We start from the raw sequence: 13643 nt of genomic DNA on the forward strand, positions 1-13643 counted from the left end.
CACGAATGCCCGCCTGGTTCACGGCCCTGCTCTCCGCCTTCGACTTCGCGACGCCGCTCGCCCTGCTGCTTCTTCCCCTGCCGCTCGCCGCCCGGCTGATCCCGCCGGAGCGCGAGGGTGGCAGCGGCGCCCTGCGCGTTCCCCCCTCCCTGATCGGGGGAGCCGAGCGGGCGGAGAGCATCGCCGCCCGCGGACGGCGGCGCCTCTGGCTCATCGGAACGCTCTGGACGGCCCTTGTCGTCGCGCTCGCCGGTCCCCGCCTCGTGCTGCCCGCGACCGCGCTGCCGGCTTCTGCCCGAGAGATCGTGCTCGCCCTCGATCTCTCGGGCAGCATGGAGCGCAAGGACTTTTCTCTCGACGGTAAGACGGTAAGCCGGCTCGCTGCGGTGAAGCGCGTCGGCGCCGAGTTCATCCGCCGTCGGGCGGGCGACCGCATTGGCCTCGTCGAGTTCGCCGATCAGGCCTACGTCGCCGCAGCCCCCACCTTCGACACCGCGACCGTCGCCCGCACCCTGGAAGAAGCCACAATCGGCCTCCTGGGGCGCTCCACCGGCATTGGCGACGGGCTCGGCCTCGCCCTCAAGCGTCTCGCTCCGGCTCAGGTCGCGGCGGCCGAGGGCGGGGGGCCGCCCCCGTCCCGCGACAAGGTCGTGATTCTGCTCTCGGACGGTGCGAACAATGCCGGACAGACCGCGCCCAAGGACGTGGCTGCACTGGCGAAAGAGCTCGGCGTGCGCGTCTACACCATCGCGCTCGGGCCGATCGACATGGCCGACAACCCCAACAACGAGCAGGACGTGGTCGATGTCGAGACCCTGCGGGCCATGGCTGAGGCCAGCGGCGGCCGGGCGTTTCGCGTGAAGACGACCGACGACCTGGAGAGCGTGGCCAACGCCATCGACGAGCTGGAGGGCGGGCGCGCCAAGGCGCCGCCATTGCCGCTGCGGCGCGACCTCTGGCCGTGGCCGGCGGCGCTCGCCTTTCTCTGCGCCTGCGGGCTCCTGGCGACGCGGCGCCGGACATGATCGAATCGCTCGCCCTCCTGCGCCCGCTCTGGTTTCTGGCGCTGCCCGTGGTGGCCCTGCTCGCGCTCCGCGCGGCGTGGCGCTCAGCGCCGCTCGGCGACTGGGGCAAGGCGGTCGATCCTCACCTGATGGCGCTCTTCGCCCACCGCGGCGCCGTGCTCGGCGGGCGGCGGCAGGCCAATCTCGCCGCTGCGCTCACCGCAGGCATCCTGGCGTTGGCGCTCACGGGGCCGGCGGTGGAGCGCCCGGAGGCCGCGACCTTCCGCAACCTCGACGCCACGGTGATCGTGCTCGACCTCTCCCGCTCGGTCACCGAGGGCGGCCGCTTCAAGGAGGCGCGGCAGGCCGCGCAATCCGTGGCGGAGGCCGCGGGCACCCGCTCGCTGGCGCTGATCGTGTTTGCCGGCGACGCCTATACCGCCCTCTCACCGACCAACGACCGCGAGACCCTTGCCACCACCCTGTTCGCGCTCGACGCCGACACCGTGCCCGACCGCGGCAGCCACCCGGAGCGCGGATTGGCGCTGGCTCGCCGGACGCTCGCCGAGGCCAACGTCGTCGCCGCCGACGTGGTGCTGATCTCGGACGGCGACGGCCTCGGACAGGCTGCCGAGCGCGAGGCCGCCGCGATCCGGGACAAGGGCTGGCAGCTCCACGCCCTGTTCGTGCCGGCCGCCAAGACGCTGCCGGCCGGGGCACCGCGGCCCGACCGGATCGCCCTCGACCGGCTCGCGACGGCGGGCGGCGGTCGGGCTGCCGACATCGGCAGCCCCCAGGCGGTGCTCGACCGCGTCGGCGCCTCGACCGCCCAGCACCTCGCGGCTGGCGGCTATGGCGTGCTCGCCTTCGCCGATCTCGGCCGCTGGCTGCTGCTGCTGGCGCTGGTGCCCGCCCTCCTCCTGTTCCGACGGAGCGCGTGATGCTGGCGCCCACCCCTCCCCGCCTCGTCAACCGAGCGCCCCCCCAGGGGGTGCCGCTGCGCCGGGCTCTGCCCATCGCCTTCCCGCGTAACTGGCGGCGGCTCGCGCGCATCGCCGGCCTCGCGCTCGCGGGAATCGGTATCCTCGGCCTGCTCCTCGTGTCGGAACCGCGCACGACGCTGGGCCGCTTCCTGATGGCGGTCAGGCTCCCCGGTGCGGCTCTTCAGGTGTTCGATGTGCCCGCATGGCGCGCCGCTGCCCTCTACGAGGCCGGACGTTACGACGACGCCATCCCGCTATTCCGGGCTCAAGGACGGCGCGGCGCCTACAACCTCGGCAACGCGCTCGCCCGCTCCGGCGACCTGAAGGGTGCGCTCGACGCCTACGACGAGGCGCTGACCTACAATCCCCGCGACGCCGACGCGCAGGCCAACCGTTCGCTGATCGCGAGGGCGCTGGAGGAAGAGATCGACCGTGGCAAGGGCGGCGGCATCGCCAACGCCTCGGCCCAGTACGGCGCCCGCTACAACAACACCGCCAACCAGGACCAGAACGACGACATCCGCGCCACCTCCAGCGGCGAGGGTCTGGCCGGCAACAAGGAGGCGGGTTCCTCCGCCTCTCTCCCCGGCACCAGCCCAGTGGCACGGCGCGGCAAGGCGGAGCAGCAGGCGATCGATTCCGGCAAGGGTCAGGCCCGCGGCTCGGCGAGCGACGCGGCCGGCCGCGGGCGCCAGGGCGCCGGCTCGGCCATGGTCGCCGCCGCCCCGGAGCGCGAGGCGCGACGGGTGACGAAGAGCTTCGAAGCGCACGAGATCCATCCCGACCGGCTCTGGCTGCAGACCCTGCCGGACGAGCCCGGCCGTTACCTGAAGCTGCGCCTCAAGGCCGAGCAGGCCCGCCGCATCGAGGCCGGCACCGCCATCCCGGGAGGCAGCAACCCGTGGTGATCCACTTCGACGTTCTCCGGCCCGACGCGAAAACCCTTCCCCTCTCCCGCAGAACGGGGAGGGGAGCCTTGGCGGCCTTCCTCCTCATCCTGCTTGCCCTCGTCTCACCCGCCCGCGCCATCGAGCCCGGCGACCTGACCCTGACGGTGACGCCCGATCTCGCAGGCGGCGCGCAGCCCTATGCCCGCGAGATGGTGCTGCTGCGCCTGCGCGGCGTCTATCGCACGCAGATCCTGCTGGAGGAGGTGCGCCAGCCGGCGCTGGTCAACTTCTCCTGGACGCAGCTCGGCCGCGACCATTGGGGCCGAACGCGCCTGCCCGACGGGCAGATGGCGCTCGAATTCGAGCGCACCATCGCGGTCTTCCCGCAGCATACGGGGACCTTCACCATCGATCCGTTCATCCACCGCCTCACCATCAACGACAACGGTGAGCGCAAGCAGATCGATGTCCGCTCGGAGCCCGTTCCCTTCCCCGTGGCAGCCTGGACGGGGGCGAGCGGCGGCCCCGATACGGCTGAACCGTGGTGGTTGCCGGCGCGGGATGTGTCGATCGCCGATTCCTGGGATCCCGACCCGGAGACGCTGAACAAGGGCGACACCGCACGCCGGATCGTCACCCTGGAGGCGCAGGGCATGCTCGCCGAGGGTCTGCCGCCGCGCCCGGTCATGCGCACCCGCGGCATCATCACCTTCGCCGGCCCGGTGAAGCGCGAGACCATCATCACGCCCTCCGGTCCGGTGGCGCGGGCGACCTACCAGTGGGACATCAAGAAGGGCGTGTCCGAGGTGATCCCGCTCGACGCGATCAAGATCCCCTGGTTCGACACGCTCACGCGCACCCTGCGCGAGGCCGAGATCCCCGCCCGCCAGATCGGCGGCGGCCTCGCCGACCGGGAGGAGGATCTCAAGGCCGCCGCCCCTGCCTCTTGGCCCGCCCTCGCCGCTGCGGCGCTCGCCGCCTTCGGTCTCGGGCTCGCTCTGATCGGCTTCCGCACCGGCCCCGCACGCCTGCGCCTCGACCGGGGACAGGCCCGAGCCCTGCGCCTGGCCGCGGCCGCGGGCGACGCGGCGGCTGTCCGGGCGACGCTCGGCCGCGCCGCGCAGGCGCAGCCGGATCTCGCCGCGCTCTGGAAAGGAGAGCCGGATCTGGCGCGAGACTTCGCCGCCCTCGATCGACAGGTGTTCGGCCAAGCGTCGGTGGGCGAGAGCCCGGTCGATCTTCCCGACCTCGTCCGGCGGCTCGCGCGACCCCGGCGACCCGGCCCGTCCGCGGTGCTGGCGCCCGAACCCCGCCTCGCGCCCCTCGACGGCCCGGTCGCGCAAGCGTGACCGCGCGCCGGTGAACGGCCGCGACCAACCCTGGTTTGGTTCCAGACCGGCCTCTTGAGGGCCGGCGGATCCAATACGAGGCCGGACGTGAGCGCTGCGAGCCCGATCCCCTATCACCCGTCCGTCGAGCAGCCGCGCACCGACGAGGCCGAACTCCACGCGCAGATGCTCGCGACCTTCGCGAAGATCCAAGAGACCACGTTCAAGGATTACGGCCGGGCGGTGCGCGGCGTTCACGCCAAGGCGCACGGTCTGCTGGTTGGCCGGCTCGACGTGTTGGATAGCCTGCCCCCCGAACTGGCCCAGGGCCTGTTCGAGAAGCCCGGCTCCTACGAGGCCGTGCTGCGTTTCTCCACCAATCCCGGTGACATCCTCGACGACAGCGTCTCGACCCCGCGCGGCCTCGCGCTGAAGATCTTCGGCGTCGAGGGCGAGCGCCTCGGCGGTGCGGAGGGCACCACGCAGGATTTCGTGATGGCCAACGCACCCGCCTTCACGGCACCGGACGACGCGGCCTTCCTGACGAGCCTGAAACTCCTGGCCGCCACCACCGACACGCCGCAGGTGTTCAAGAAGGCGTTCTCGGCCATCCTGCGCGGCGTCGAAACGGTGCTCGAAGGTCTCGGCACCAAGAGCCCGACCCTGATCGCGTTGGGAGGCCATCCGGAGACGCACATCCTGGGCGAGACGTTCTACAGCCAAGTCCCTCTGCGCTGGGGTGCCTACGTCGCCAAGGTCGCGGTTGCCCCGGTCTCTCCTGCCCTGACGGCGCTGACCGGCGCGAGCCTCAACGTCAACGGGAAACCCAACGGCCTGCGCGAGGCGGTCACCGCCTTCTTCGCCGAGAACGAGGGCATGTGGGAGCTGCGGGCGCAGTTGCGCACCGACGAGGAGACGATGCCCGTCGAGGACGCCTCGAAGCCCTGGCCGGAGGACCGGAGCCCCTATGTCGCGGTGGCCCGCCTCACCGTGCCGCGTCAGGAGGCCTGGAGCGAGGAGAAGGTGCGCCGGATCGACGACGGGCTGGCCTTCAATCCCTGGCACGCGCTCGCCGCGCACCGTCCGCTCGGCGCGATCATGCGGGCCCGCCGGGCCGCCTATCCCGCCTCCGCCAAGTTCCGGGCCGAGCATAACGGCTGCCCGATCCATGAACCGGGTGCTCATTCCGCCGCGGGAGCGTAACGGAGCCGGCGAGCCCTACCTCGAAGAGGGTTCAGGAAAGCGGTCTGCACTCTCGCGGGGATGAGACCCGCGTGGGGCCGGGATGCGCCGGCCTCCCGCTTGCTCTAGGGCCTCGATCCGGACAGGGGCCGGAGACCGGGAGAGAGACGTGTCCGCGAGACAAGCCGGCGAGTCGGGAGGATCGGTCGCCCGCGATCCGCGGCGCCTCGCCGGGATCGCCCTGATGTGCGTCGCCCCGGTGTTCTTCGCGAGCCTCGACGCGACGGGGAAGGTGCTGGCAGGGTCCGGCGTCGATCCGCTCTTCACCACCTTCATGCGCTACGCCGTCAACGTCGGACTGGTGATGGCCTTCCTCAATCCGGTGACGCGGCCGGGCGTGGCGCGTTCCCGGCGCCTGCCGCTGCAGATCCTCCGCTCGCTGCTGCTGTTCGGCTCGACCGCCTGCAACTTCCTGGCGCTGCGTTCGCTCCAGCTCGCCGAGACGATCTCGATCCAGTTCGCCGCACCGCTCACCGTGGCGCTGCTCGCCGGGCCGCTGCTCGGCGAATGGTCGTCGCGGCTGCGGCTCGCGGCGGTGGCGGCCGGGTTCGTCGGTGTTCTCGTGATCGTGCGGCCGGAGGCGCTGGTGGCGAAGCCCGCGATCCTGTTCAGCCTCGGTGCGATGCTCTGTTACGCGGTCTACGTGATCGTGACGCGCAAGCTCGCGGCCTACGACTCGACCGCGACGACGGTGTTCTATACCGGCCTCGGCGGCCTTGCGGTGATGAGCCCGCTCCTGCCCTGGATCTGGACGGCACCGGCTTCCGGCACGGTCTGGGCTTTGCTGATCGCGGTCGGGCTGTTCGGGACGATCGGGCACTGGCTGCTGGTGCTGGCCCATGCGCGGGCGCCGGCGAGCCTGCTCGCGCCCTTCATCTACACGCAGATCCTGTGGTCGGTGCTGCTGGGCTACCTGCTGTTCGGCGACGTGCCGAGCCTCTGGACGATGCTCGGCGCCGGAATCATCGTCGCCTCGGGCCTGGCGCTGCTCGCCGAGGATGCCCTCATGCGCCGGCCTGCGCGGCGGAGCGAACCCGCTTCCCCGCGCAGTGGAGCTCCGACTCAGGACTAGCGGTAGCCGCGATGATGGCGGCGGTGGTGGTCATGGCGGTGCGAGCGCATCCGGGTGCGGTAGGCACGCCGGCCAGGATCGATGCCGAGCGCACCGTTGACGCCGCCCACCGCGCCGCCGACGGCGCCGCCCACGACTCCGCCGATCGGACCGGCGACGCGGTCGCCCTCGGCTGCTCCGCGGCGCATGCCGCCGGGAATACCCTGGGCCTGGGCCTCACCGGCGATGGGCAGGAGGCAGAGCATCAAACCTGCGGCGGCAATGGCGAGACGTCTCATGACGGAGATTCCTCATTTGTAATGAAGACTTAACCAGTGCTCCGCGCAAGCGGACCGCGACCGGATGCCAGCCAACGAAGCGTCGCCCTTTCCGGTTCCGGCGGGCCGGGGCGTCATCCCCAAGATCTGCCCCCAGGATCTGCCCCAGGATCGACTGCGAAAACCGCAAGCGTCATCCTCGATCCCGAAATCCGGCCTCGTTCAGGGATACAACAAGAAAGCCGGCTTCCTGGGGAAGCCGGCTTTCTCGATCCTGATTGGTTCTTGGCTATCGCAGCCGGTCAGGTCTGCTGCGTGCGCCGGGGCCGGACCTGCCAGCGCTCGAACGCCTCGGTCACCTCCTCGTCGCGGCCCGGCTCCTGCGGGTTGCGGATCGCGGCGCCGAGCGCCTTCGAGAGGCTCTCGATCACGTCGTCGATGCGCGCATCGGGTGCGAGCCGCTCTCCGGATTCGGCCGCGGGCTTCTGAACCTCGGAAGCCTCGGCCGGAGCCGGGGTCTCATCCGGCTTGGCGGCTTCGACCGGCTCGGATGGCGCAGGCTCCTCAGCGGACGCCACCGGCTCGGGCGCAGGCTCTTCCGCCCGAGGCTGCTCGGTCGGAGCTTCCTCGGCTTTGGGCGCCTCAGCGACGGGTTCCGCTGCGGCCGCCGGAAGAGGCTCTTCGGCAGCCTGAGGCTGCTCCTCCGGCTTGGCCTCGGGCGACGTGGCCGGCTCCGCCACGGCCGCGGCGAGGAGAGCCTCCGGAATCGGAGGATGCCGCGGCGGCTCGGGCGAGCGCGGCGGGACCGAGGTCTCCCGCGGCGGCGCAACCGGCTTCGACGGGGAGAAGGGCGGACGGTTTGAGCCGAAGCGCGGCTCGATCAGGTCGAGCACCGCATCCAGGGCGGCGTTGCTGAGCGGGATGTCACCTGGGCTCGGGACGCCGGTCAGCGCGATCGACTGACCGTCATAGGCCTTGTCCGTCGTCACCTCCGTACCGAACCAGACCGGCGGCGTGAAACTCTGGGCCGCGGCGGCGTCGGAGAAGACGAGGCTGACGATGTCGAGGCCGGACGGACGCACGTAGCGGTCGACCAGTGCCTCGACCGAGCCCCCGAGCGAAACCGCGGTGCGCTCGTAGACGGCCCGGCCCTGGCACACGTCGAGGAGCGCGTCGCCGTGGGCGCGCGGCACCTCGGTGCGCTCCTCGGACATCGCGCCCTCAGTACCGGTCATCAGCACGAGGAAGCAGTTGGTGCCCTGCAAGCGCACGAACGAGGTGCGCCCGGCCTGCGGCGCAAAGTAGCCCTCGGTGACGCGGGAGCCGCCCCGCTCCTTCCGCAGGAGGCGGACCAGAGAGGGCGCCACGAGAAACCGGCGAACGACACTCATTCACTTCCCTCCGCGGGTCGGCATGCACCGGTCCGGGACCAGCCCGGACACTCGGTCTTCGGGGCGCTGATCCGGAACAGGATCGGCGGCCGCCCACCGTATCGGACACGGGCGGTCCGCGAAGACCGGGGCGTTAACCTCTTCTTCACACGGACCTTCATGGCGAAGTGTTGGGCCCGAAACAACCACGCGGCAAGCCCGGAGGCGGAAAAGGCGTGGAATTCATGGGGCGAAGCCCATGGATGCCTATGAATTCAGCCCTCCGGCTCGAAGCCGAGGGCGACGCCGTTCATGCAGTAGCGCAAGCCCGTCGGAGCCGGCCCGTCCTCGAAGACATGGCCGAGATGCCCCTTGCAGCGGGCGCAATGCACCTCGGTGCGGGTCATCCAGTGGCTGCGGTCGACCTTTGTTTCCACCGCCCCCTCCATCGGCGCAAAGAAGCTCGGCCAGCCGCTGCCCGACTCGTACTTGGTACCGCTCTCGAACAGGGGAGCGCCGCATCCCGCGCAGAAGAAGGTGCCGGGGCGCTTCTCGACGTTGAGGCCGCTCGTTCCGGCGCGCTCGGTGCCGTGCTCGCGCAGCACACGGTACTGCTCCGGCGTCAGCGCGGCGCGCCACTCGTCGTCCGTGCGAAGCCCGGGATCTGTCCCGATGACATCGGATCCGGCCATAGTCGCGTTCCTCGGTTCGTTTCTCGTTTGGCAAAATAGTGCCGGGCACCGCTTGTCACGAGTGCGACCCGCGCGCGCAAGAACCGATGATACGATGTTCACGCTGCACTCGACATTCGATCCCTTCGGGATGGCGGATGTCGTCTTCGCTCAAACGCCGCGCGGGCTCGCCGATAGCGACCGGCTTGAACCAAGCCGGTCGCTATCAGGCCGCCGCGCCCACGGTGTCGGCCATGCGCGCGCCGCGCTGCCCCAGCGGCTTCTGCGGGCTCGTGGTCGAGTCGCGGGCGGTCTGGTGCTCGATCTCCGCGTTGATCTCGCCGCCGAGCAGCACGATCGTTGCCGAGATCCAGATCCAGGTCATGAAGCCGATCACGGCGCCCAGCGAACCGTAGGTCTCGTTGTAGTTGCCGAAATTGGCGACGTACCAGGAGAACAGGATCGAGGCGACGAGCCACAGCAGACCGGCCACCACGCTGCCCGCGCCGACCCAGCGCCACCGCGCCCGCTCGCGGCTCGGGCCGTAGCGGTAGAGCACGGCAAGCCCGCCGAGCAGCACGAGGAGCAGTACCGGCCAGCGCGCCATGGCGATGAGGCGGGCCCCGTCGCCGAGGCCGAGGAAGTTGAACACCACCGGCAGCACGACGATCGACATCAGCGCCAGGATGATGAAGAGCAGCGCCCCAGCGGTGAAGGTCAGCGACCGGACGTTGAGCCAGAAGAAGTTGCGCTTCTCCTCCTCCTCGTAGACCACGTTGAGCGCATCGAACATCGCCTTCATCGCGGCGTTGGCGCTCCACAGCGACAGCGTCAGGCTGGTGAAGAAGGTGAAGCCGAGGGCTCCGCTACCCTTGGCGGAGATGCGCTTGACCTGCTCGCCGATGATATCGATGGCGCTTTCCGGAAGCACGCCGTGCAGCGTGGCGAGGTGGACGTTGATCGTGTTCACGTCGGCCACCAGCCCGTAGCAGGTGACGAGCGCGGCGATCGCCGGAAACAGGGAGAGCAGGGTGTAGAAGGTCACGCCCGCCGCCACCGAGAGCACCCGGTCGTTGTTAAACTCCAAGTAGACTCGCGTAGCGATGTCCCACCAGCCTGGGGACGGGATCTCGCCGGGATGATCGGCGGCCCGCCCGCGATCGGCCTGCGTCGCTGCCACCCAGCGGGCGGAGCGGCCCTCATGGGAATGGGCGCCGCCATTGCGCTCCTTCGCCTCGGGCTGCTCCGGCGGCTCGTCGTCGAGCCCGCGCCGGGGCGCGGCGGCGAGGGCGACCAGCGCCGCGCCCATCATCAGGGTCCAGAGCACGGAGGCCGTGCCCTCCGCGGGAGAGCGGGGAGGAGTCGGGGGAGAGGGCGGCATCGTTCCGCGAGGTCGGGCGCAGGCGCCTAGTGTGAGACGCCGTTCAACCCCGGATCAGGCTTGGCCGTTCCCTCGAAACCCGAGGTATCCCCTGGAAAAATCCAGGTGGGAGAAGGCGATGACGCGCAAAGCCTTCCGCGGAAGGCTCTTGCGAGGCCGTCAGGCGCCCTCGCGCTCCGGCAGCGGCGCCTCGACGGTGAAGACGAGGCCGCGGGTGCGGTAGTCGATCTTGGCCTCGCCGCCGAACTCGGCGGCCAGTACCCGTTCGATCATGCGCGTGCCGAAGCCGATCCGAGACGGCTTCTCGACGGGCGGACCATCGAGTTCCTCCCAGCGCATCAGCAGGCGCTTCGGCGCCGTCCCCTCGACCTCCCATTTGAGGATCACCCGGCCGGAATCGTTCGAGAGGCCACCATACTTCACCGCGTTGGTGGCGAGTTCATGGAGCGCCATCACCATGGCCAGCGTCAGGCGGGAGGTGAGGTGCACCTCCGGGCCGCCGATCCGGATACGGTTGCGCGGAGTGACCCGGAACGGCTGCAGGGCACTCTCCACCGCCTCGGCCAGGGTCACGCCGGTGGTGGCCTCCGAAGTCAGGATGTCGTGGGCGGTGGCGAGCGAGTTCAGGCGCGCGTCGAGCGTCCGGCGGGCATCGTCGAGGGAGGCGGCGTTGCGCAGGGTCTGGTGGGCGATCGACTGGACCGTGGCGATGGAATTCTTCACCCGGTGCTTCATCTCGGCGGCGAGCAGGGCGCGCTGCTCGTCGGCCCGCTTGCGCTCGGTCACGTCGAGCGAGATGCCGGCCATGGAGAGCGGCGCCCCGTCGGCCCGGTAATAGGCCCGGCCGCGCAGCTGCACCCAGCGGACCTCGCCGCAGGGCGCCGAGACGCGGTGTTCCACGTCGTAATCGCTCCGGCGATCGATGGCGGCCTGCATCGCCGCCTGCATCCGCTCCCGATCCTCCGGCACCACCGCCTCGACGAAGTCGTCGTAGGTGAAGGGCTCGTCCAGCGGACGGCCGAAATTCAGTTTGCACAGGTCCGAGGCGACGAGACGGCCCTCGGTGAGGTCGAGGGTCCAGGCCCCGAGCCGGCCGGCCGCCAGCACGAATTCGAGGCGATGCTGGCTGCGGGTGAGGTCGTCGCTGCGGCGCTCGACCTCCTGTTCCAGGGCGTCGCGGTCGCGCTGGAGCCGGACCATCCGGTCGCGCTCCAGAGTCACATCGAACTGCGAGGCGAAGAAGTAGGTGAGCTGCCCCTCGTCGTCGAAGACCGGCGAGATCAGCAGGCGATTCCAGAACACCTCACCGTTCTTCTTATGGTTGAGCAGCTCGATCTCGATCGGTATCCGCCGCTCGATGGCGTCGCGGATGCGCGCCACATCGCGCGGATCCGTTTCCGGCCCCTGAAGGAAGCGGCAGTTGCGCCCGAGGATCTCGTCGCGGCCATAGCCGGTGAGCTTGATGAAGGCCTCGTTGACGAAGATGACCGGGTTGTCGGGCGCGTAGGGATCGGTGATGAGCATCGGCATCCGCGTCGCCTTGACGGCGGCGGCGAAGGGATCGGAGCTGTCGGAGACGCGGACCAGCTCGGCGTCGATCCGGTCCTGCTCGGCACTGCTGGTCACGGTCGAACGAAACTCCGCGGTTCAGACAAGGCACGCAAAGCGGGCGCGCGGCGGCGTTCGTGCCGCCGGGACAGTTCACCCCCGGAACCATACGGCCCGCTCTTATCACTCGCACTGCGAAGCATCGCATCCCAGGGATGAGAGCGCCAGCGCCCGGTGTGGTCGCCGCTCCGGTTCAGGAAAATTCCCGTCGGAGGCCGCTCCGCCTGGGGGTTGAACCGCCGGCCGCCGGGCCTCTCGGAGACGAGCCTTCAGCCGCGATAGAGATCGGCGTGGGCCTCGCGCAATAGATTTTTCTGCACCTTTCCCATGGCGTTGCGCGGCAATTCCGGGGCGAACAGAACTCGCTTGGGGCACTTGTACTTGGCCAGCCGCCCCTCAAGTGCTGCAAGGACCGCCGCCTCGTCGGGCGCGCCCTCGCCCGGCACCACCACCGCCGTCACGCCCTCGCCGAAATCGGGATGGACGAGACCGATCACCGCGGACTCGACGACGCCCGGAAGCGCGTCGATCTCGGTCTCGATCTCCTTCGGGTAGACGTTGTAGCCGCCGGTGATGATGAGGTCCTTGCCGCGGCCGACGATGTGGACGTAGCCGTCGCGATCGATCTTGCCGAGATCGCCGGTGATGAAGAACCCGTCCACCTTCAGCTCGGCGGCCGTCTTTTCCGGCATGCGCCAGTAGCCCTGGAACACGTTCGGGCCCTTCACCTCGATCATCCCGACCTCCTCGGGCCCGAGCGGCGCCCCGGTCTCGGGATCGACCACGCGCAGGGTCACCCCCGGCAACGGGAAGCCGACCGTGCCGGCCCGCCGCGCGCCCTCGTAGGGGTTCGAGGTATTCATGTTGGTCTCGGTCATGCCATAGCGCTCGAGGATGGCGTGGCCGGTGCGCTGCGCCCATTCCCGGTGCGTCTCGGCCAACAACGGCGCGGAGCCCGACACGAACAGACGCATGTGGGCCGCCACCTCCCGGGTGAGGCCGGGCTCCTTCAGGAGGCGGGTGTAGAAGGTCGGCACCCCCATCATGGCGGTGGCCCGCGGCATCAGCTCCAGGATCTTCTTCGCGTCGAGCCGAGGCAGGAACAGCATGGTGCCGCCGGTGGCCAGCACGATGTTGGTGGCCACGAACAGCCCGTGGGTGTGGAAGACGGGCAGGGCGTGGATCAGCACGTCCCGTTCGGTGAAGTGCCAGTACTGCGCGAGCGTGAGCGCGTTCGAGGCGAGGTTGTCGTGGCTCAGCATGGCGCCCTTGGAGCGCCCGGTCGTGCCCGAGGTGTAGAGGATCGCGGCGAGGTCGTCGGCCCCACGGGGCACGTCCGTGAAGTCGGCGTTCGCCGCATCGGCGGCCTCGGCCATGCTGCCACGCCCGGCGGCGTCGAGGGTGCGCAACTGCGGCACGCCGGCTTGCGCGGCCACCGCCGTGAGGTCGGCCTCACGGGCGGGGTCGCACACGAACAGGGCCGGCTCCGCGTCGCCGAGGAAGTAGGCGATCTCGGGCCCCGTATAGGCGGTGTTGAGCGGCAGGAAGATCGCGCCCGCCCGCACCGCGCCGAGATAGAGGAAGATCACCTCGGCGCTCTTCTCGACCTGGACGGCGACCCGATCTCCGGGCTTCACGCCGAGAGCCTGGAGCGCGCTGGCATAGGCGCCCGAGCGGGCCAGCAGGTCGGCATAGGTGTAGCGCGCGCCCTCCGAGGTCTCGATGAAGACCTTGGCGCCCGGATCGGCCGGACAATGGGTGCGCACGAGGCCGAACAGGTGGTTGACGGTCGGATCGGCCATCGCGGGGTTCCTCACCAAATGTCCTTCGACTGATC

Annotated in this window: 12 protein-coding genes; 6 read left to right on the plus strand and 6 right to left on the minus strand. The window is 70.3% G+C overall.

Annotation, left to right across the window (positions count from 1 at the left end):
- The first annotated feature begins 5 nt into the window (after window positions 1-5).
- The 6 genes from FHU13_RS17245 (at window position 6) to FHU13_RS17270 (ending at window position 6519) form a co-directional block, all read left to right on the plus strand.
- Complete coding sequence (locus FHU13_RS17245; RefSeq protein WP_183437094.1) at window positions 6-1025, plus strand: VWA domain-containing protein; 1020 nt, start codon at window positions 6-8, stop codon at window positions 1023-1025.
- The gene (locus FHU13_RS17250) at window positions 1022-1945 is read left to right on the plus strand and encodes a VWA domain-containing protein (protein WP_183437095.1); all 924 of its coding nucleotides are present in this window, start codon (window positions 1022-1024) and stop codon (window positions 1943-1945) included. The genes FHU13_RS17245 and FHU13_RS17250 overlap by 4 nt, the downstream gene beginning before the upstream one ends.
- A complete protein-coding gene (locus FHU13_RS17255; RefSeq protein ID WP_183437096.1) occupies window positions 1945-2895 on the plus strand; it encodes a tetratricopeptide repeat protein in 951 nt (316 codons plus the stop codon). Before FHU13_RS17250 ends, FHU13_RS17255 begins: the two co-directional genes overlap by 1 nt.
- Window positions 2889-4226, plus strand: a complete 1338-nt coding sequence (locus FHU13_RS17260) for a hypothetical protein (protein WP_409518511.1) — start codon at window positions 2889-2891, stop codon at window positions 4224-4226. The genes FHU13_RS17255 and FHU13_RS17260 overlap by 7 nt, the downstream gene beginning before the upstream one ends.
- Before the next feature lie 87 nt (window positions 4227-4313).
- Entirely contained in the window at window positions 4314-5408 is a 1095-nt protein-coding gene (locus tag FHU13_RS17265; protein WP_183437098.1) for a catalase family protein, read from the plus strand.
- An 82-nt stretch (window positions 5409-5490) separates the two neighbouring features.
- Entirely contained in the window at window positions 5491-6519 is a 1029-nt protein-coding gene (locus tag FHU13_RS17270; protein ID WP_183437099.1) for a DMT family transporter, read from the plus strand.
- Here FHU13_RS17270 and FHU13_RS17275 read toward each other — a convergent pair.
- The 6 genes from FHU13_RS17275 to FHU13_RS17300 all read right to left on the minus strand — a co-directional run bounded on the left by FHU13_RS17275 (window position 6516) and on the right by FHU13_RS17300 (window position 13608).
- Entirely contained in the window at window positions 6516-6797 is a 282-nt protein-coding gene (locus FHU13_RS17275; RefSeq protein ID WP_183437100.1) for a hypothetical protein, read from the minus strand. The genes FHU13_RS17270 and FHU13_RS17275 overlap by 4 nt on opposite strands.
- A 281-nt stretch (window positions 6798-7078) precedes the next feature.
- Window positions 7079-8167 carry a hypothetical protein gene (locus FHU13_RS17280; RefSeq protein ID WP_183437101.1) on the minus strand — a complete coding sequence of 363 codons (1089 nt, stop codon included), beginning with the start codon at window positions 8165-8167 and terminating at the stop codon, window positions 7079-7081.
- Between the two features lie 254 nt (window positions 8168-8421).
- Window positions 8422-8838: a peptide-methionine (R)-S-oxide reductase MsrB gene (gene msrB / locus FHU13_RS17285; RefSeq protein WP_183437102.1), complete on the minus strand. Its 417-nt coding sequence runs from the start codon at window positions 8836-8838 to the stop codon at window positions 8422-8424.
- A gap of 205 nt (window positions 8839-9043) precedes the next feature.
- Entirely contained in the window at window positions 9044-10198 is a 1155-nt protein-coding gene (locus FHU13_RS17290; RefSeq protein ID WP_183437103.1) for a YihY/virulence factor BrkB family protein, read from the minus strand.
- Between the two features lie 159 nt (window positions 10199-10357).
- Complete coding sequence (locus tag FHU13_RS17295; protein WP_183437104.1) at window positions 10358-11824, minus strand: HWE histidine kinase domain-containing protein; 1467 nt, start codon at window positions 11822-11824, stop codon at window positions 10358-10360.
- A 251-nt stretch (window positions 11825-12075) separates the two neighbouring features.
- A complete protein-coding gene (locus FHU13_RS17300) occupies window positions 12076-13608 on the minus strand; it encodes a malonate--CoA ligase (RefSeq protein ID WP_183437105.1) in 1533 nt (510 codons plus the stop codon).
- Between the last annotated feature and the right edge of the window lie 35 nt (window positions 13609-13643).

It is taken from the genome of Methylobacterium sp. R2-1 (assembly GCF_014191355.1).
In the GTDB taxonomy this organism is placed as follows: Bacteria; Pseudomonadota; Alphaproteobacteria; order Rhizobiales; family Beijerinckiaceae; genus Methylobacterium.